The organism is Nostoc sp. NMS8 (genome assembly GCF_017115045.1).
Taxonomy (GTDB): domain Bacteria; phylum Cyanobacteriota; class Cyanobacteriia; order Cyanobacteriales; family Nostocaceae; genus Nostoc.
The window spans coordinates 32,120-52,284 of sequence record NZ_JABXKK010000087.1 but is presented as its reverse complement, the minus strand read 5'-3'; the positions used below and the strand labels follow the sequence as shown (position 1 = coordinate 52,284).

Sequence of the window (20,165 nt, the reverse complement as noted above, 5' to 3'; positions counted from 1 at the left end):
TTGAAAAAACCTGTCTCTTGTTTTTCTTGGAATAATTTATTCTTTGGAAGTCCCTTAGTACTCTATGGCAGGGATCATTTTGCTGATGTTCTCTCACCGTTCTTGTGGCAATGGATGTTTCTCTATGGCGGGTTGATTGTGGTACTAGGTCAGTCTTTTTGGATTAAAGGCTTAAAAACTTCCACTGTATCTACGGCTTCCTTAGTTAGCTCATTTAGCCCAATTGTGGGCATTCTAGCAGCCTATTTAATTTTGGGTGAAGCCCCTAACTTCGCTCAATATATTGGCGGTAGCTTGATTTTAGTAGGTATATTCTTGAGCCAAGTTGGTACCTGGCGTCAGACTTCTAGCAAGGTGAATTCTACTCCAGCACAGCAACAGGTAGAAGCTGGTATGGGATTCAAAGGGATTTGAAGGAGGCGGAAGAATTTTAGATTTTAGATTTTGGATTGAATATCTCAAACCACAAATCCAAACTTGTAGAGACGGTGATTTATCGCATCTCTCTAACCGTCAAAATAAACCACCCATTCAAAATCGATGAAACGCTTACACTGTATTAATTTTGAATTTTGAATTTCGCCTTGCGGTACTAGTATGTCAAAATAAAAATACCCGATACATCAAGGTGAGCGATCGCTCCCAAAGCTAGATTAAAGGATTGACCTGAGCAATGGCAGACCCAACCAATCACAATCAAGCGGGAGAAGTAGCTCCCAGCACTGTTGACAAGCAAGCTCCCAGTGTGGCTGAAGAACACGCTCCTAGTACAGACTCACCCGAAGCCACAGATATTCCTACTGCCAACGCGCCAGATCCTAAAGCCGCAAACCCAGAAGATAATCCTAATGCTGCTAAACCACCCAAGCGAGAAAAACCCGCAGCCGCAGTAGGCGAAAAACCCGCCGTCGACGCAACGGAAGAAAAACCAGCTGCCGCTAAAGCCGCCAAAAAGGAAAAAGCCCCATCTGTTGAAGATAAGCCTTTTGTACAGTTCATTGAGCAAGACTACTTACCAGCTTTACAAAAAGCGATCGCTCAAAAAGGTGTGCAAGATTTACAGGTGTCTTTCGCCAAGCAGAAAGTGCCTATCACTGGCTTTGAATCCGCCGAAGAATGCTGGCAAATTATCGGCAGTTGGTCGGAAATCGGTCGGCGTCAGTTTAACCTGTATTTCCCCGAAGAAGATATTCAAGGAAAAAAGGGATTTTCCTGTAATGAAGGCAAAAAACCTAGCACTCTTGAGTCATTCTTAATCGATGAGCGCAGAATTACCCTCGATTTGTTGGTATTTGGCTTAGTTCAGCGCTTAGATGGTCAAAAGTGGTTAGGTAGAAATTAGTCATTGGTCATTAGTCATTAGTTTTTAACAAAGGACAAATGACTGAGGACAAATGACTAATAATAATTAAAGTTCCTAGAAATGGTAGGTAACGGCTCCAACATTGGGGTCGTTTTCAATAACTAAATTTTGCCTTAAAAAATTATCGATAAAATTCAGGAGTCAGAATTTAGAATGAATTCTGTATTACTGGTCGATAGTAACTATTCGTACCCTTACAGGGATCTTGCTACGCTTTTAGCCTCCCGTCTTGATTCTGACTCCTGAATTCTGAATTCTTCTTCAAGAGTGTTGATTTAAGTCTTTAAGAACTTCATCTACTGTTTGATAGCGTCGAATGGGAATACTTTCTAGCATCTTGTTAAGAATGCGACTCAACTTGTTACTAACAGAAGTTTTTAAGTATTGCTGCCAAACCCAAGTATCGTTATTAATATCATAAGAATCGAAGGGCGATCGCCCAGTTAATAAATTAATGCAAGTAGCACCCAAACTGTAAATATCGCTGGCAAAAATAGCCCTACCTCTCATTTGTTCAGGTGCAACATATTCAGGACTACCAATACTTGTACCAGTTCTATTTAAGGCGGTGTTAGTGGCAGATTTAGCAGCGCCAAAATCTACTAATACTAATTTGCGTTGGGTTTCGCTTTTACGTAAAATAATATTTTCTGGCTTGATATCGCGGTGAATTACTTTTCTGGCGTGACAAAATTGTAATACTGGTAATAAATCATTTAGTAATTGCCAGATTTCCGTTTCACTAAAAGTACCTCTATCTGCTAACTCTTGAGCTAAATTTTGCCCGTCGATAAATTCTTGTACAAGATACTGCTCGTCTTCTTGGGTAAAATATGCCAGTAGTTCAGGAATTTGGGGATGTTTGCCTAATAAATCTAACTGCACCGCTTCTTGATTAAATAATTCTATGGCTTTTGCAAGAGTGCCAGTACCTTGAGCTTGAGGATAAAATTGTTTAATTACGCATAATGGTTTTGAAGGTTTATCTTCATCTACAGCTAAGAAGGTTTTACCAAAACCACCTTGCCCTATTTGTTTAATCGCACGATAACGTTCTTTGAGGAGTAAGTTATCACCCTTGCTTCTTGCCGTTTCGATGAGTTCAATCATGAGTTTGTTGCCTGTTGGCTCGTGGACTTGAGAGGCGACCACTGCTTGATTTAACGGTACACCCAAGGGAGATACACCTACTTTGAATCTCAACTTATGTTCATATTCGTCAACCATCTCAGGGATGATCAACAAATCCAAAAGCTGTCCTATACCGAACAGACCACCAGTCAACAGCCAGAACAAACCACTTACAATCTTGCCATTGTAAAAACGGTGCAGTCCTCCTAATCCTAAAAAGACGGCTGCACACAAGATGTAAGAAACAAGAAGTCGGCTTTTACGCTGATTGTTTTCAAGATTCATCTTGTTTTCAACCCTTTGGATTTGCTCTTGTTGTCTAAGATGGTTTTCCCATACTGTTTTTTATAATTATGGATAGCTAGACTTACATCTTGCATCAGTTACTTTCTGGCAATTTTTGTAGGTGGTTACTATCTAACCTATAGTCACTGAAAAGAGTGTAACATATTACTAAATATTTAATTTTTTTAAGTAATTATGCTAGTTAACGATTGTTAATAAATTAACGATCGCTAACGTATTGATTAATCAAACCCGATAAATTTATTGTAGTAACAACCACGGCAAATTACTGAGTTTAGAGTTTTTTAGATACAAAAAGTGCGTGTTGCTTTACTGAATCGAAACAATGGCGATCGCTAAAACTACCTTTGCTTAACTACTAATCTGCGATTGTTGATCCTTCAAACATTGAATTATTGTTGCAACTCTTAATGTTTTGCTTATAAGTTTCTAACCCGCACCTTGGTAGACTGAACTTTATACAATTGGATTATTATGGGCTGTTACGGTTTGCCAGAGCAATTACCCTTGGCTTTCTGGTAAGGCAGTCCGGTCTTTTCCCAAAGGGAGAGGCTAGCGCCAAAAGGGTTTCCTACGCCACTTGCTCCACTTGGGGTCTCCCCAAGTGGAGCAAGTGGCTCCCCATGAGGAACTACCGTTAGCGTAGCGGTAGAGACGTAATAGCGTCACCCGAAAGGTCTACTTAAGATAATAATAAAGACGAAAGAGCAATCAAGACATGGTAGATTCCCTCAAAAAACCAGGCTTTGAAGAAATCCGGCCAGGGATTAAAGTCCCGGCAAAAGAAACCCTGTTAACACCTCGGTTTTATACTACCGATTTTGATGAAATGGCACGGATGGATATCTCCGTCAACGAAGACGAGTTACAAGCCATTCTCGAAGAGTTCCGCACTGACTACAACCGCCACCACTTTGTTCGGGATGCCGAGTTTGAACAATCCTGGGATCATATTGACGGGGAAACTCGCCAGTTGTTCGTTGAATTTCTAGAACGTTCTTGTACGGCAGAGTTTTCCGGCTTTTTGCTGTATAAAGAACTTGGTCGTCGCTTGAAAGGCAAAAGCCCCGTTTTGGCAGAGTGTTTTAACCTGATGTCACGGGATGAAGCACGTCACGCTGGCTTTTTGAACAAAGCTTTATCGGACTTTAATCTATCCCTAGATTTAGGGTTTTTGACTAAGAGCCGCAGTTATACTTTCTTTAAACCGAAATTCATCTTCTACGCCACTTATCTTTCTGAGAAAATTGGCTATTGGCGCTACATCACTATTTATCGCCATTTAGAAACACATCCCGAAGACCGGGTTTATCCAATTTTCCGGTTCTTTGAAAACTGGTGTCAAGATGAAAACCGTCACGGTGATTTCTTTGATGCGATCATGAGATCTCAGCCGCAAATGTTGAATGATTGGAAAGCACGGCTGTGGAGTCGGTTCTTCCTATTGTCGGTGTTTGCGACCATGTATCTCAATGACATCCAACGCAAGGACTTTTATGCCACCCTTGGACTGGATGCAAGAGAATACGATATCCATGTAATTGAAAAGACCAACGAGAATGCAGGTAGGGTGTTCCCGCTGATGCTGGATGTAGAGAATCCAGAGTTTTATCAGCGCTTGGACATTTGTGTAAGCAATAATGAGAAGTTGAGTGCGATCGCTAATTCCAACACTCCCAAATTCCTGCAATTCTTCCAAAAACTACCGCTTTACATTTCCAATGGTTGGCAGTTATTTCGCCTATATCTAGTGAAACCAATTGATACTGTTTCTTATCAAGGAGCAGTTCGTTAATTTGTAACAGGTTTGCGAAAGCTTAAGTGGTTCTGCAATCAGCAGAACCACTTTTTTGTTTAAGACGGCACCCTAAAGGGTATTACTTGTCAATAAGTCTAAGTAATTAGTTTATATGCGTTAAACTTTCGTCGCAGCAGCACTTGGTAAACTCACTTTTAACCGCTTAAACATTGCTTCTCGTGCTTGTACAGCAAGATTATCATCTAAAGGTTGTAATGCGATCGCTTCGTTATACTTTAGCCGCAGTGCTGTTTGAATTAACCAATCGGCGACAAAGGGATTTTTCGGTAATAAAGGGCCGTGAGAATAAGTAGCGATCGCATTCTGATAAAATGCTCCTTCTGTCCCATCTTCACCATTATTTCCCAAACCGTACACCACTCGCCCTAAAGCTTCCACTTTTCCTAGTTTGGTACGTCCGCCGTGATTTTCAAAGCCTACCAAATATGGTGTGCTACCCGTCATCTCTTTTAAATCTCGCGCTAGGCGTGAAGCTGTCACTTCAATTACCAAGTTACCAATACAGCGCTTAGTATTTTCACCAGGATGCACAGAAACTAAATCGAGTATTCCCAAACCATCAATTCTTTGTCCCAAGCCTGGTTCATAATAATGTCCCAGTAATTGAGGTGAACCGCAAGTAAATACTCCTGGTGTTCCATTTTCGATTTTCTCGCGCATTGCATCAGCTTTCGCACCTTGCAAATCACGCATGACAATTTCTTGCTGACGATCTTGTGCGCCACCACCAACGATTACATCTACAGTTTTAATATCTGCGGCTGTGGAATTTTGATCGAGGGGTAACACTTTCACATTGTATCCTCGCCACTCGGCGCGACGTTCTATAGTAATTACATTACCGCGATCGCCATAAGTACTCATCAGCGTCGGATAAAGCCAACCAATTGTTAATTCTAAATTTTGAGAAGTCATATTCGTAATTCGTAATTTGATTGGGTATTGGGAAGTGGGGAATGGGCAAAATTTCTCTAATTCCCACTGCCCAATTTAAAGAATTTTCCTACCAGTTAGAACTTCTCGCACTTCTAACATGGCTGAATAGGTAGGTAGAATATGCAGAGTTTCATTCTCTGGTGTATGCTCTAATGCAGTAGCGATCGCTTGTCGCAAATCTTCTTCGACGATTAAATTTAAGTTACTCTCAGGGGACTTTTGGCTGTAACGTAGACGTAGTGCCATATCATAGACGCGATCGCCACTCACTACTAAAGTCCCGCCGCGTTCGACTAATTTCTCGGTATCCACGTCCCAAATCCAGGATACATCAGTGCCATCGGGCGTGCGATCGTTCAATACCAGCAGTGTGGTTTTATCTGTGCTTTGAGTAACTACGCGAATGGTTTCATTCGTTCCTACAGGATTTTTTGATAACAATATTCGTACTCGTTTACCGTTAATTACTAAATCTTCAGCCCGACCAAAGGCAGCTTGAAAGGTATTAATAGTATCTCTGATTGTTACTTCATCAATTCCTAACTCAATAGCCGCAGTTGCAGCTGCCAAAGTATTATATTTGTTGTACAAACCAACCAGAATTTGCGACCATTTATTACTCTCGAGAGTCGGTTTACTTTTAGTAAAGCCACACTTAGGACAAGTAAAATCTCCCAAATGAGACAAATAAACACCCTTGTAATCTAGAGAATGTCCGCATTTGGGACAATAAATAGAATCGACAGCGTGAGGAATTGCTTCTAGATAATTTTCTGGTTCATTCAAGCCAAAGAATAACACCCGTTGGGGTAACTGCTGACCGAGGTTAGATAAAGTTGGGTCATCAGCATTGGGAATTACCACCGTTTCTGCTGGTAGGGTAGAAATAACTTTTGTCCAACGCTTACTGATTGTATCTACTTCGCCGTACCTATCGAGTTGGTCACGGAACAAGTTTAAACAGAGAATGATTCGCGGCTGGAGTGGCGCTAATACTCTAGGTACAATATTTTCGTCAACTTCCAAAATGGCGTAATCAGTATTTAGCGTACCTAGTAAGTTGGTGCTTTCTAAAAGCGCCGTCATCAAGCCATTTTCCAGATTTGCACCTGTAGAATTATGAGTGACACGAAAACCCTTGCGTTCTAATATTGTGCATAAAAGCAGCGCTGTAGTGGTTTTGCCGTTAGTACCAGCAATTAAAATCACTCCATTTTTAACTTGCTGACTCAATAATTGTAAGAGTCGGGGTTCAATGCGACGAGCAATCGAGCCTGGTAATACACTAGCAGCACCCAGACGGAGCGATCGCACAATAAAGGTCACACTTTTTGCCACTGACACCGCGAAACCCAATCGCAGCCTATCTATGAATTGTATTTTGTTTCCCACATCTGTACCCTAGTCTTCTGGCGGTTGCTAATTAAAAGTGCAAATTTAATCTTGTGAGTTTAGCGAATCCTGGCTGAAAAAGCCAGTCATCGCCATTTTGAATTTTGGATTATGTACTACTTCGCCTTTGTTTTGACTTCCGCATAGCAGTACCAGCCACTTGCGAGAGATAATCTCAGTAGGCGTTATCTTAAAAAATAGTGCGTGGGCGTAATTACATATCCAGCCCAGTTTGCCAAATTCAGTACAAACTCACAACAAGTAGTAGCTTGCAAGGTTCCTTTTGATGAATAGCGCAAAGTTTCTTTTTTTACATAAACAAATTACTAGCTGGCAAAGGTGGTTGTCCAAATGCCTGTTGTTGCTTGTAAGTCTTTTCATTATAAGTATGCAACCTGCATCTGCTGGTCTTAATAATGATTTATATGATGGCAACATCTTTGTCGTTTATGCTGGCAATGGTTCATTGGTTCCTCCCAGACAGACACTCGCACAGACTTTAGCGGAACATAAACCCGTATTTTTGGCTTTTTATCTGGATGATAGTAGCGATTCCAAAAGATATGCCATTTCCATTTCACGGGTACAGGAATTCTATGGTCGGGTAGCAGAGATTATGCCGATTAATGTAGATACTATCCCGCCTAAAGAGAGCTACGACCCAACAGAACCAGGATATTACTATGCTGGGAGTGTTCCTCAAGTCGTGGTGTTAAATAAATCAGGTGAAGTAGTTTTGAATAAAAAGGGTCAAGTAGCTTTTGAAGATATAGACGATCAATTTCGTAAAATCTTTGATTTATTACCACGTACTGAAACAGCACAGCTAAAACGGCGAGCCTTTAATGAGTTTAGCAGTGAGTTAGCTAAATAACTTATGGGGTAGACCAAATTGGTCTGCCCTAATTTTTAGTGATATCTGTTACTACATCGCCGCCGATGTCAAAGCATAATGATTAGAAAGTTAATCTATAGTCTATAAGTCCGTAATAACTGACTAATGACTAATGACCAATGACCAATGACTAAATAGAGTGTATTCTGATGTCAAAGGTTTACACCACCCAAGAACTAATTCAAATTTTGGCAGCCGAACGCCAAGCTTGCCTCAAAGGAAAACGCCTAAAATTAGAAATAAAAGTTTCTGGCAATCCTGTAATTGACCAGTTTATCAGTACTGATGGGCTGCAACAGTTCACTGCTTATCAAGATTTCAAAACTGCAGTTCACGAGTATCAGGAAGAAAATCTAGTTTCCGGTATTATCTGGCGGGAATTGACAGTTAAAGGAAAAAACTTGTACTATCCCGAAATAGATAGTGAGTTAATTGCCCTCAATGGTGACTTAGAGATATTAAAAGCCGCTAAAAATTCCATCGTAGAATTTTGGTATGAAGTCACTATTGGGATGGATTTATACTTAAGTTTCAATAATAGTAAACAACATCAACAAATTGTCACATCTGATTTAGAAAGAATTGTTCAAAGAACAGAATGGGCAAGTTTGTGCAAGTGGGAAAATTCTAGCTTTTTGGAAATGATTTTGCAGCTAGGATGGGGTAAACCAGAAGAAGCTTATTATAAACGAGGAAGACCGCGATCGGGTAGTGAATATATTCATGCAGTCAATCCCGGAAATCGCCCTATTGGTTGACTTCAGAAGGCAGAAGAAACCCACATTTAGAAATAAACCTGGTACTGTAACAATGGCTAGTAAGCCAAATGTGGATGTACCAATTGGTACTCTAAAAAATATCTGGAGGCAAGCACAGTTATAAGGAGAACCGCAAGGCAGTATGTAGTGGTGATTGAAAAGGCTGAAGGTAATTACTCTGCTTATGTCCCTGATTTACCAGGTTGTGTTGCTGTGGGTGAAACTTTAGAAGAAGTCAAGCAGATGATTGCAGAAGCTATTGAATTTCATATAGAAGGAATGCTAGAAGATGGTTTACCTGTTCCAAAACCTACAAGCATTTCTCATGAGGTTGAAGTTGCAAACTACAGCAAAATATAATTTAAAACTACTAAATTAGCACTAAACAATCCTTCTAGATATTTGTAAAGTTAGTTTTAAAAGTTCCTAATATGGACTTTAATGCTTAAAAAATAAAGACTAAAGTCCTTACTAAGAACTTGTTGACAAACAATGTTTATCGACTTTGAACTATGGACTCTTGATTAGAGTTTTCAAACTCTGAAAATTCTACTTTGGCAGGTTTCCAACCTCCCGCCCAAGCAAGGCATAGATGACGGAAGCGATCGCCCCGCACCTCAAAATTTGGGTACTGATCGAAACTCGCGCAAGCCGGAGATAGCAATACCACAGGCGCTTGATACTGCTTGGCTAATTCTGCCGACTTGGGAATTGCCCTTTCCATAGTTTCCACAATATGGTAATTATGATACCCTATTTCTTGCAGACGTTTAGCAAATGCGGGTGCAGCAGAACCAATCAATAACACAGCAGCAGTTTTGGTTTGAATTTTTGCTAACCAGCCAGTATCATCTCCGGCTTTGGCTTCTCCACCAGCAATTAAAATCGCTGGACTGTTAACGGATGCTAAACCAACTTCAGCAGCATCGTAGTTAGTAGCTTTGCTGTCGTTAATAAAGTCGATACCTTCCCAAGTGCAGATATGCTCCAAACGATGGGCAACACCAGGAAATTCTCGAATTGCAAGTGCGATCGCATCACGGTTAATTCCTGCTAATCTTGCTGTTGCTACTGCCATCAACAGATTTTGCTGGTTATGTTCTCCCACCATTCGCAAAGTAGATACTTTCACAATTGGTTCTGGTGCAGAGGTTGCAGTCAATTTTTCCACAACCCAGCCGTCCTCGATGTAAAAGCCTTTTTCGCTAATTAGAAAATCTTTTCCTCTAACACTTGTCCAATAAGCATCAGGCCAAGCGCTTAAACCTAGCTGACTCAAGTAGGCATCATCGCCATTGAATACTTGCAACTCGGACTGATGTAATAACTTAGCTTTGATGTTGTAATAGTTCTCTAAAGTCTGATGACGACTCAGGTGATCCGGTGTGAAAGTCGTCCAAACACCGATCCGAGGAGCAAGAGAACTCGAAGACTCTATTTGATAGCTGCTAACTTCCGCAATTACCCAATCGAGTGAAGAGTTAGGAGTTAGGAGTAAGGAGTTAGGAGTGAGGAGTGAGGAATTATCAAATGCTCCCCCTGCTCCCCCTGCTCCCTGCTCCCTGCTCCCTGCTCCTTTCCCCCTGTAAGATAGGGCAACATCACAGGCGGCATAACCAATATTCCCGCAAGCTGGTGCATTTAATTCTGCTGCTTTGAATATGGCAGCAATTAAAGCTGTGGTAGTAGTTTTGCCGTTAGTGCCAGTAATTCCTACCCAAGGTAGCGATTGTAAATTTCGCCAAGCGAGTTCCATTTCGCCAATGGTTTCAATACCTAACTGGCGTGCCTCAACTAACACGGGAATATCCCAAGGCACACCAGGACTAACAACTATTAATTGGGGTAAATTAGCACCATTTAATTCTAGAGATTGGCCGAGTTTTACGATTATTTGCTCGGCAGCGAGTTGTTGTTGTTGTTTTAGGAGGGTTTCGGAGGTGTTGCCATCACTCAGCTCTACCTCCCAACCTTCCCGTTTCAACAATCTCGCCGCAGCAACACCGGACTTTCCCAATCCAATAACAGTAGCTCTAGGCATAGATTGCAGCAGAGTGTCCCTGGTTAAGCACTCCCTATACTAGCGTTTATTGGCAAAAATTACACCAGTTTTTGTTAACCTACGCTACAGATTTTTAACGATCGCACCAAAGTCAGCTAAAACACGGGCATGATTGCGAACTAATCCCAGCAGATGTAACCGATTACGCTTAATTTCTGGATCGGAGTCCATAACTAAGACGCTATCTGGGCCATCAAAGAAGTTACTAACTGCTGGAGCAATTTTTGTGAGTGCTACTACTAATAGTTGATAATTTCGTGTCTGCTGTGCTGCTTGGGTTTGCGGCACTGATTCGATTAGCGCATTATACAAAGTACTCTCAGAGGGTTTTTGGAATAATTCTTGACGAACTACGGTTGTTGGTTCTAGCTGTTTTGTATCCAAATCACCTTGAGCGGCTAATCGTGTGGAACGGTTAACGGTTTCGTAGATGTTATCTAAGGTACTGTCGTTGCGGATTTGTTGTAAGTATGAGGCGCGATCGCGTACATCCAATAAATCTTTTAAAGTCCGTTCTGTATATTCTGGGTCATTTTCTCCCAAAACTGCATTTACCAAGTCGTAGTCAATCTGCTTTTCTTCTTGTAGTAAAGTGCGGATGCGTTGCAAGAAAAACTCTTGTAATGCTGTGGTTAATGATGCCTGTTCTTTGTGATATTTGGCTGCAAAATCTGCTGCTATCTGCTTCAATAAATCATCTAAATTTATTGGCAGATTATCAAACCACACAATTTTAACTACAGCATTAGCAGCACGGCGTAAGGCGAAGGGATCGGATGAACCGGAAGGAATTAAGCCTAAACCAAAGATACTCACTAAAGTATCTAATCTATCTGCCAAACCAACAATTTTACCCGTGAGTGTTCCTGGTAAAATATCACCGGCTCCCTTTGGCAAATAATGTTGAGAAATTGCTTTTGCGACTTCGGCATCTTCACCACTAGCTAAGGCATATTTTTCTCCCATAATGCCTTGCAATTCAGGGAATTCATATACCATTTGTGTCACCAAATCTGCTTTACACAATAAAGCAGCACGTTGGATTCTTTGGCTTTGATTTTCCGCTAATTCTAATTGGCTGCTAATTTGCTCGGCGATTTTAACTATTCTATCTACCTTGGCACGCACCGAACCCAATTCTTCTTGGAAAGTGACTTTTTCTAACTGGGGTAAAAAACTTTCTATTGGTTTAGTTAAATCAGTTTCATAGAAAAATCTGCCATCAGCTAATCTGGCACGAATTACCCTTTCATTCCCGACGGCAACAATATCTGATTTTTTCGGATCGCTGTTAGAAATGGTGATAAAGTTGGGCAATAATTCTTGCTCAAAACTCCCTGGTTTGAATACAGGAAAATAACGCTGATGAGTAACCATCACTTCAGTAATTACCTCAGTTGGTAATTCTAAAAATTCTGGTTCAAATTTCCCGACAACTGCGGAAGGATATTCTACAAGGTTGATTACTTCTGCTAACAAATCAGGGTAAATTACTGTATACCCACCTAAATTATCTGCTACTGCCTTTACTTGCTCTTTGATCAGATTTGCCCGTTCTTCTGGGTCAACGTTGACATAAGCAGACTTGAGGGCGGTAACATAATCAGTCGGCTGGGCAATTGTCACAGGTTCAGGATGTAAGACCCGATGACCTTGAGAGATGCGATCGCTCTGAACCGTTTTAGAACCATTCACTAATTCTAGAGGCAGCACTGTCTCATCTAACAAAGCTACCAGCCAACGAATTGGTCGGGAAAACCTGGCATCCCCATTACCCCAACGCATCAACCGTTTACCCTCTAAACCCCAAATCCACTGGGGAACAAGTTCTGTCAAAATTTCCGCCACAGGACGACCGATAATTTTTTTAAGAACAAAGACAAATTCCCCTTTGTCAGTGGGGCGAACAGATAGTGCATCCAGTTCCACACCTTGCTTTTTGGCAAAGCCTGCGGCGGCGGCTGTCGGCTGACCATCTTTAAAGGCAGCTTGGGCGGGGGGCCCTTTAATTTCTTCTTCTCGGTCTGGTTGCTGCGATGGTAGTCCTGTAATCACTACCGCCAACCGCCGGGGAGTACCATATACCTGGACATTTGCGCCCTTTAGGCTGTTTGCTTCCAGGCTTTGGGGAATGCGTTCCTGCCATTGTACTAAAGCATCACTGAGAAAACTTGCAGGTAGTTCTTCTGTACCAACTTCTAATAGAAACCCAGGCATATAACACTGTTTTCAACTTTGCGTAGCTCAACTTTATCAGTTATTCTCAGGCGATCGATCGTGATTTTTAGCTAGAGGGCGGTTCTAGCTTGCGGCAAAAGCTTTGTTGGATAAACTTGGCATTATTGGCACATAATATCACTCAAATTGTACAAGCGATTGCCCCGATACAATGATGAAACCCACCGAATCAAGCCTGAGTAGCGGCTGACGAATTCCCTGTAGAATGGCTGCATTTAAAGCAGTTTCTATCTTCACTTCTTCACCTAATGCCTGATCCCAATTTTGCTGGTTCAGACGCAGGCGTAATTGTTCGACTCGATTGCTTAATTTCTTTTCGGCAACGCTAGCACAATTTTGGCATAATTCAATAAAATCGGGACGATTGGAAAGTAATTCTAAAGAAGTGTTACGCACTTGATAGCAAAAATTTTGCCATTTACTAGGGTCAACAAAATCGTCAATAATTCCTAAGCGCTCTTTTGCTAGATTGTAATCTCGTCCTTGATTATTGTTTTTATCTTTATATGGACGTTGCAGGATACTTAAGAGTGCTTTATCTTCGACAACGCGTATTGGCTCTTTGCGACCATCAACATAGATAGTTTCTATAATTGGCGGAAATAAAGCATCAACACGTCTTTGCAAGTTTTTGAATTGAGAATTATCTAGTTTGTAATCGATTAAAACTTGTTTGACATTTTTTAAATTTGTCTCGACTACATAATTGCATTGGAAACCGAACCACTCTTTTCCTTCTTTAGCATCCCAAGATGTATCAGTGCGCCACATTGCAAAGGCTTCACCTCGGTCATCCCAATTTATATAGTTCAAGAGTGCTTCGACAAATCCTTCGCCAACTCGAAACAGCTTAATCCCCGCATTCTGGTTTGCTACTCTACGATTATAAGTACCAAATTGGTCTAGATAACTCTCAGCAAAACGGTTTTTTAACTCATTTATAGGAACTAAGGTACGCGTTGTTGGTTGATAACGTCGCATATCTGATGAATCTGGGTTATTCATTCCCCTGAATCCCAGCGCGTCACAAATCCAGCCTTCAATTGCTCGCTTAATTTCTAAATGGCAAGCATCGTAATTATCTAAATCTTGAAAATACTGGGTTGCAATTTCATCATTAGCGTCAATTTCATCGAGAGTATTTTGTTCGCTAATTTTGACTATTTCCGCTTCAATTTGCGCTTGAATTGGTGAAACCATCTCCAACAAGCCAGCCGCACCTGATTGAAACAAAACTGTTTCTAATTCTGCAAGTTTCTCATCCACATAAAATTGGAGACTCGCAATTGATTGCTGGAAAATACCAAACCCATCTTTTAAGACTTTATACCAAGCATTGTGGGGGCTATCTTCCAAATAAGGGCCAATCAAAGCTGTAGATTGAATGCCAATTTTGCTGCCAATGCGGTCAAGTCTGCCAATTCTCTGCTCTAATTGATTAGGCGACCAAGGCAGGTCAAAATGAATTAACCAATCGGCAAACTGGAGGTTACGCCCTTCTTCTCCAGAGCGATCGCATACTAGAATAAAGCAGTTTGGGTTATTCTTGAACCTATTTAAGCCTTCCTCAACTTTATCTGGTGATTCTCCAAATTGATGGCTGGCTACTGTCTCTGCACCAAAGGTATCAGATAAATACCGGACAATTTCGCCACAAGTTTGCACAAAACTGGTAAATACAACAAATTTGGGCAGAATATCGCCAGTAATTGGTCTCTTGATTCTCTGCTGTATTCTGGTGATGAATTCCTTTTGATTCTTGCGGACGTTTGCGGGGATTTTGAAGTAAGTACCTAACTGATTCAGCAGTACTGTTTTTAAATTTTCCGTCCGTTGTCCGTCTTCTTGAGGTTGACGAATAATTTTTAGTAAGGATTGCAGAATTTCTTCTTCCCCTGAGAATTTGGGGGTTGTAGTTAAGATGCGAATATCATCTTCTTTAAACTCTTGGATGAGTTTAGCATGAGGTTTGCCAGTTAACCGGGCGTTAATTACCTGCTCTAAAATGCCTAACCAAGTGCCAGCAGCGAGAAATAACAGCAGAAAAATGCTCTGATATTGCTTTTCTTGAGGTGCAACACTCCGCCATTGATTGAGGAGTTCGTGGATATCAAGCGATCGCTCGTCTAAATCATATTCTTCTTTGGGCGTGAAGTTGCGGTCAAATATCACATCTTCCACCGCCGCGCGACGGTTGCGAAGCATTCGCCGGTGTAGTCGATAGGTATCGCTGACATGGACGCGAATTGCTTGGACTATTTGCTCTTGCTCAGTAGAATTTGCTTGTAAACAATTTTCTAAATCATCTGCCAGCTTCAGCAAATACTTATCCTCCGCAAAGAGGTTTCGTAATTGCTGCAAGTTGCTTTTGAGAACCAGAGGTTCTGCACCTTCTTTAAAAGAAAGCAGAACTTTACCAATTTGCTGACGGCTTTCAACTTTGGTACGGAAACCTACTAAATCACCTAGTTTATAGGTTGTTGGGTCGAGCAAGTGCAACATGGCTAAAAAATCTTGCTCATGATTCAGAACCGGAGTTGCAGATAATAAAAGTAAGCGATCGCTTTTATGAGCAAGTTCTTTGCAAGTCTGAAAACGCTGGCGAACTGCTGCATCCTTAGAGGTCGCCATTGCTGCAATATGATGAGCTTCATCTAAAATTAAGCAGCCTATCTTCGCTTTCAGGTTGATTTTATGGATATCTTCAACCGCCAGCACCGCTACCCGTTTGCCAAAATGGGAGATGTAAAACTTGTTTTCTAACTCAGTCCGCCATTGTTTAAGTAAATATTGCGGAACTATGACTACCGCACCTCTTTTCGGCTCATCCAGGAGGAATTGACGGAGAATCGCACCCGCTTCGATGGTTTTTCCGAGTCCCACCTCGTCTGCTAACAAATAGCGTTGAATTGGGTCTTCCAGTACCCGCCTGACTACTTCAACTTGGTGAGGATAAAGATTGATATTTGCCGAAATCAGTCCTGTCATCCCCCGACTCACAGCGCGTTGCTGAATCAAGGATTTCACGAAAGCCAATCTTTTGTCGTGGAAGTAGGGGGTTTCGTGACCCTTCATCGCTAGAGTTTCGATGGGATTTGTGTTGGGTAAATTGCAACGAACGTAAATGTCTTCAACAGAAGCGATCGCCGTTTTCTTATCTGGTAAATCTATTTGATACATTTCTGTATCTTCATCCCAGATAAAAACTCTGCCAACTATCCATTTTTCCTGGGTTGGGAACTTGATGTAGCATCTAGCTTGGGGTTCAAGCTGGACTTCAGAGAGCGAACTTAAAGGTAACGTTTTTTGGAGACGTTGCCCTATAGAGCAGAAATACTCAACGATCACATTGGCATCAGATATTTCCGTAACTTTTCCGATACCCAAAGAGTTATTCTGGGACTGTACCAATAAACCAAGCTTAATCATAGATCCAGTCCCCTGAACAAACTAAAAGAACCTCCCAGACTAGTTTTTGAGCCTATATCTGGTAGTTTTGTCGATCAACATTATAGATAATAAACTGGCATTACAGTTTTTGTTAGAGCGATCGCGATGCTTTTATCAAGATACAAATACTGACTCGAACTCAGCCAATTTGTATTTTTACCTAAAATTGCTGATTTTTAAGTATAAATTCATCTTCCCATCATTCGACTCAGCAACCTTCAAAATGGCATATCAGTTCGTGACCAAGTACAACATTTCATTAATTCATAGCGAATCAACTTTAGCAAAACTCTGCGTACCTCTGCGTTTACCTCTGTGTTCCTCTGCGTTAAAAAAAGGCATTTAAACTAGACAAAATACTTGAGGTTGTATTTTATTTAATATCGGCTGATATGTAGCGCAACAGATTCACACTTTACCTTGATAACGCCACGATACAATTAAAGTAATGTAGTTTTATTCACGATGAAGAAAATTAGAGACAACACAATTAAGTTAAATCAATTTTTAAAGTTGATGGGTATAGTACCAACTGGAGGACAAGCCAAGCTGATGATTCAAGGTGGCGATGTCCAAGTAAACGGTATGCTAGAAACCCGACGAGGACGGCGATTAGTACCAGGTGATAAAGTGACAATCCAAGGACAGACTTTAGAGGTGGATTTGAACAATAATGAAGACCAAGACGTAGTAATTGATTTTCCCGAACAAACCGAGTAAAAGATTTTTATCCCAAATTTCAAAGTTCCTCTTTTGCCTTGTGAGTAATGCTACAAATTTCCAACAAAGTTATTATCCCGCAGACAGATATTGAAATTACTGCGATTCGCTCGCAAGGAGCAGGAGGCCAAAATGTTAACAAAGTTTCCACTGCGATTCACTTGCGCTTTGATATTGTGGCTTCATCATTACCCGATTATTATAAACAACAGCTTTTAAAGCTCAACGATCGACGCATCACCCAAGAAGGAGTCATCGTTATTAAAGCCCAAGAACATCGAAGCCAAGAAAACAATCGCGAGTCAGCGTTGAGACGACTGCAAGAACTCATTCAAAGTGCAGTTGTAGTCACGATAAAACGCAAACCCACCAAACCAACCCGCAGTTCTCAAAGAAAGCGCCTCGATCATAAAATTAAGCGCGGACAGGTTAAATCTAACAGAGGGCGAGTGACAGATGGTTGATTTATTGATTATTTGTAGAAAACATGATGAATAAAAAAAGATGAATAAAACATTACTAAAACTTTTGATATTTGCACTTTTAATCTTGTTTATTATTTCTCCGTTTGCAGCCCTTGCCAGTTTAATGCTTGTAATATTATTGGCAGCATTTTTATCTTTACTAGGTGAAGTATTGCAAGCAATTATTGGTGGCGACACTAACCCGAAAAAGTCATAAAAACAAAATTTAAAATAGAAGATGGGGATTTGCACGAAAGAGTCGTTTTCAAGGTGCGATCACTTTACCATAGACAATTTACAATCTGTCACAGCATAAGTTGACATATATAATTTCTTCTCGATCAAACAAAAATTAAATAATTATGATATCGATTACCTATGAGGTTATATAGAATAAGTTGGTTAAGCAACTTATCTCACAAAGCCTGATTTTGTGCAGTTTCACAAAGAATTAATATGATTATTCATAGTATTTATACAAATTTAATATTCAAATATGTATCTATACTAATGAAAAATATCTCTTTTTTTTGGCATAATATTATTTTAATAACTCCCGATTTTATAAAAAAACCTAAAATTAATTCATACAGAGATTAATAATTATATTTGATGAGTGTAAGCATACTCACAACTAATAGAGCTAGATAACGATAAAAATTAGAACTTACTAGTCACAATAAAAGACAGCAGATTTCAGGTAAATGAGGTATAAAATCTAATAAAAAAGCCAAATACCAAGACACTTTCAACCCAGTTAATAGTTCCCTATTCCCTACTGTAAGTGGTAACTTCAATCACAGCCTGAACACTTTTTTATAGTCAACTTTAAGCAGAATATATAGATGCGGATAATTCGACATATCAATTACAAAAGGTACTAACTATGAATTCCCGCGCACTGCTGTTAGTAAATCGTCATGCCCGCCAAGGGCAAAAGGGTCTGTCGGAAGCGATTCAATATCTGAAGACACTCGACTTTGATTTAATTGAAGAGTCTACAGAAGATCCCAAACATCTTGCTGAAGTTATACATCGCTATCAGCATCAAGTTGACTTGGTAATTATTGGCGGAGGAGATGGCACTCTCAATGCTGCCGTAGATGCTTTAGTTGATACTCAGTTGCCTTTGGGAATTTTGCCTCTGGGAACTGCTAACGATTTAGCGAGAACTTTGGGAATCCCGAATTCCCTCAACGAAGCTTGCAAAATTATTTCGTATAAAAATTTACACCGCATTGACTTGGGTTGTGTGAATGGCAAGCATTTTTTTAACGTTGCCAGCCTGGGATTGAGTGTAAAAATTACTCAACGACTTACCAAAGAAGTCAAGCGCCGTTGGGGAATATTTGCTTATGCTGCCACTGCATTGCAAGTAATTTGGGAATCTAGACCTTTTACAGCCGAGATTGCGATTAACGGTGAATCAGTTCGTGTCAAAACAGTGCAAATTGCTGTGGGTAATGGCCGCTATTACGGTGGTGGTATGACCGTGGCTGACGATGCCGCAATAGACGATCAAAGACTAGACCTTTATAGCTTGGAGATTGAACACTGGTGGCAGATGATATTATTAGTACCTGCAATGCGACAAGGGCAACATATACATTGGCAGAGTGTACGCTCTCTTCAAGGTCAAGAAATAGAGGTACATACTCATAAACCGCGCCCTATCAATACAGATGGTGAAATCACTACTTACACACCTGCTCATTTTCGGGTTATACCTAAAGCTATAGCTGTTTTAGTACCCCCAAAAATCAGGAGTTAAGAGTTATTCTCCCTCATCTCCCTGCTAGAAAGTGGGAACTCGCATCAATTTACGCCAAATGCATCTGAGATTTTCTCAAGATATAAAGTCCCTATTGCAACGCCTAGTTGAACAACCGCTAACTCTAGGTGATATTTTGGCAGAAACCTCAGAACGAGGCTTCTGCCTGGTAATTACGTTATTAGTTTTGCCATTTTTATTTCCTATGCCACCGGGATTAACTGGCCCTTTTGGTGGTGCTTGTTTACTATTATCAGGGCAAATGGTTTTAGGGAGGCGATCGCCTTGGCTACCAAAAAGAATCGCTAACTACAAATTTCCTCGTCCCTTCGCTCAGTTGCTTTTGCAAAATTTGGGGCGTCTTACCAAAGTTTTACAGAAAATTGCCCGTCCGCGATTAGCAAAAATAGCCCATAATCCTTTGATTTGGCGAATTAATGGATTTTGTATCTCTTTATTAACAGTATTACTAATATTACCAATTCCGTTTACAAATCCCATCCCCACTATAGGTATTTTACTTTTGACTGTTGCCACCATTGAATCTGACGGTTTATTGATTTGCATCGGCTATGGCATTACTGCCCTGATTAGCTTGCTGTTTGGATTTATTGGTTATGCAGTCTGGTTAGCTCCTAGTTTACTGCCCTCTATATTTAAATAATAAAAGCCCCCAGCTTTTGACTGAGGGCTGTAATTTATTAGGGTGCATCTACCATTTATTAATCCGCTTTATTGATCATCATATCCGGGAATATTTAACTAGCATCCAAATTTATTTTCTTCCAGTCTGAAAAAATATATTAGCAATAAAAAAGCCTTCAACTAAAAGCTGAGGGCTTTGATTTAATTAAGGTGCA

General features: G+C 40.6%; 16 protein-coding genes and 2 pseudogenes. 11 read left to right on the top strand and 7 right to left on the bottom strand.

What is annotated here, in order from left to right; all coding sequences use genetic code 11:
• Positions 1-414: DMT family transporter (locus tag HWQ39_RS17530; RefSeq protein ID WP_292847568.1), on the top strand; the 414-nt coding region annotated here is incomplete at its 5' end.
• A 259-nt stretch (positions 415-673) separates the two neighbouring features.
• Positions 674-1,342, top strand: a complete 669-nt coding sequence (locus tag HWQ39_RS17525; RefSeq protein WP_292847565.1) for a DUF2996 domain-containing protein — start codon at positions 674-676, stop codon at positions 1,340-1,342.
• A gap of 291 nt (positions 1,343-1,633) precedes the next feature.
• On the opposite strand, the pseudogene HWQ39_RS17520 reads toward HWQ39_RS17525, so the two are convergent.
• Both HWQ39_RS17520 and HWQ39_RS17515 read right to left on the bottom strand, forming a co-directional pair.
• Positions 1,634-2,431 (bottom strand): annotated as a pseudogene (locus tag HWQ39_RS17520) (serine/threonine-protein kinase); the annotation flags it as partial.
• A gap of 186 nt (positions 2,432-2,617) precedes the next feature.
• Positions 2,618-2,779, bottom strand: a pseudogene (locus tag HWQ39_RS17515) (TM2 domain-containing protein); the annotation flags it as partial.
• A 739-nt stretch (positions 2,780-3,518) separates the two neighbouring features.
• Between HWQ39_RS17515 and acsF the strand changes: the two are divergent.
• Complete coding sequence (gene acsF / locus HWQ39_RS17510; RefSeq protein ID WP_292847563.1) at positions 3,519-4,595, top strand: magnesium-protoporphyrin IX monomethyl ester (oxidative) cyclase; 1,077 nt, start codon at positions 3,519-3,521, stop codon at positions 4,593-4,595.
• Positions 4,596-4,715: 120 nt separating this feature from the next.
• Here acsF and HWQ39_RS17505 read toward each other — a convergent pair whose 3' ends face one another.
• Entirely contained in the window at positions 4,716-5,534 is an 819-nt protein-coding gene (locus HWQ39_RS17505; protein WP_292847560.1) for a type 1 glutamine amidotransferase, read from the bottom strand.
• 75 nt (positions 5,535-5,609) lie between these two features.
• Positions 5,610-6,947, bottom strand: coding sequence for a Mur ligase family protein (locus HWQ39_RS17500; protein ID WP_292847557.1), 1,338 nt, complete (start codon positions 6,945-6,947; stop codon positions 5,610-5,612).
• 286 nt (positions 6,948-7,233) lie between these two features.
• On the opposite strand from HWQ39_RS17500, the gene HWQ39_RS17495 reads away from it, so the two are divergent.
• The 3 genes from HWQ39_RS17495 (at position 7,234) to HWQ39_RS17485 (ending at position 8,960) form a co-directional block, all read left to right on the top strand.
• Positions 7,234-7,821: a thylakoid membrane photosystem I accumulation factor gene (locus tag HWQ39_RS17495; RefSeq protein WP_292847554.1), complete on the top strand. Its 588-nt coding sequence runs from the start codon at positions 7,234-7,236 to the stop codon at positions 7,819-7,821.
• A gap of 170 nt (positions 7,822-7,991) precedes the next feature.
• Positions 7,992-8,600 carry a hypothetical protein gene (locus HWQ39_RS17490; protein WP_292847551.1) on the top strand — a complete coding sequence of 203 codons (609 nt, stop codon included), beginning with the start codon at positions 7,992-7,994 and terminating at the stop codon, positions 8,598-8,600.
• A gap of 147 nt (positions 8,601-8,747) precedes the next feature.
• Positions 8,748-8,960: a type II toxin-antitoxin system HicB family antitoxin gene (locus HWQ39_RS17485; protein ID WP_366932281.1), complete on the top strand. Its 213-nt coding sequence runs from the start codon at positions 8,748-8,750 to the stop codon at positions 8,958-8,960.
• A gap of 136 nt (positions 8,961-9,096) precedes the next feature.
• On the opposite strand, the gene murD is transcribed toward HWQ39_RS17485, so the two are convergent.
• The 3 genes from murD to dpdE all read right to left on the bottom strand — a co-directional run bounded on the left by murD (position 9,097) and on the right by dpdE (position 16,329).
• Positions 9,097-10,641, bottom strand: a complete 1,545-nt coding sequence (gene murD, locus HWQ39_RS17480) for a UDP-N-acetylmuramoyl-L-alanine--D-glutamate ligase (RefSeq protein ID WP_292847548.1) — start codon at positions 10,639-10,641, stop codon at positions 9,097-9,099.
• Between the two features lie 84 nt (positions 10,642-10,725).
• Positions 10,726-12,879 (bottom strand): glycine--tRNA ligase subunit beta, encoded by a 2,154-nt coding sequence (glyS, locus tag HWQ39_RS17475; protein ID WP_292847545.1) that lies wholly within the window; start codon positions 12,877-12,879, stop codon positions 10,726-10,728.
• A 138-nt stretch (positions 12,880-13,017) separates the two neighbouring features.
• Complete coding sequence (gene dpdE / locus HWQ39_RS17470) at positions 13,018-16,329, bottom strand: protein DpdE (protein ID WP_292847542.1); 3,312 nt, start codon at positions 16,327-16,329, stop codon at positions 13,018-13,020.
• A 486-nt stretch (positions 16,330-16,815) separates the two neighbouring features.
• Here dpdE and HWQ39_RS17465 point away from each other — a divergent pair, with 486 nt between their 5' ends.
• The 5 genes from HWQ39_RS17465 (at position 16,816) to HWQ39_RS17445 (ending at position 19,969) form a co-directional block, all read left to right on the top strand.
• The gene (locus HWQ39_RS17465; protein ID WP_292847539.1) at positions 16,816-17,070 is read left to right on the top strand and encodes an RNA-binding S4 domain-containing protein; all 255 of its coding nucleotides are present in this window, start codon (positions 16,816-16,818) and stop codon (positions 17,068-17,070) included.
• Between the two features lie 47 nt (positions 17,071-17,117).
• Positions 17,118-17,534, top strand: a complete 417-nt coding sequence (gene arfB, locus HWQ39_RS17460) for an alternative ribosome rescue aminoacyl-tRNA hydrolase ArfB (protein ID WP_179068897.1) — start codon at positions 17,118-17,120, stop codon at positions 17,532-17,534.
• Between the two features lie 40 nt (positions 17,535-17,574).
• Positions 17,575-17,751, top strand: coding sequence for a hypothetical protein (locus HWQ39_RS17455; protein ID WP_292847532.1), 177 nt, complete (start codon positions 17,575-17,577; stop codon positions 17,749-17,751).
• Positions 17,752-18,420: 669 nt separating this feature from the next.
• On the top strand, positions 18,421-19,305 hold the full coding sequence (locus HWQ39_RS17450; protein ID WP_292847529.1) for a lipid kinase: 885 nt from the start codon (positions 18,421-18,423) through the stop codon (positions 19,303-19,305).
• 58 nt (positions 19,306-19,363) lie between these two features.
• Positions 19,364-19,969, top strand: coding sequence for an exopolysaccharide biosynthesis protein (locus tag HWQ39_RS17445; protein ID WP_292847577.1), 606 nt, complete (start codon positions 19,364-19,366; stop codon positions 19,967-19,969).
• Positions 19,970-20,165: the final 196 nt, after the last annotated feature.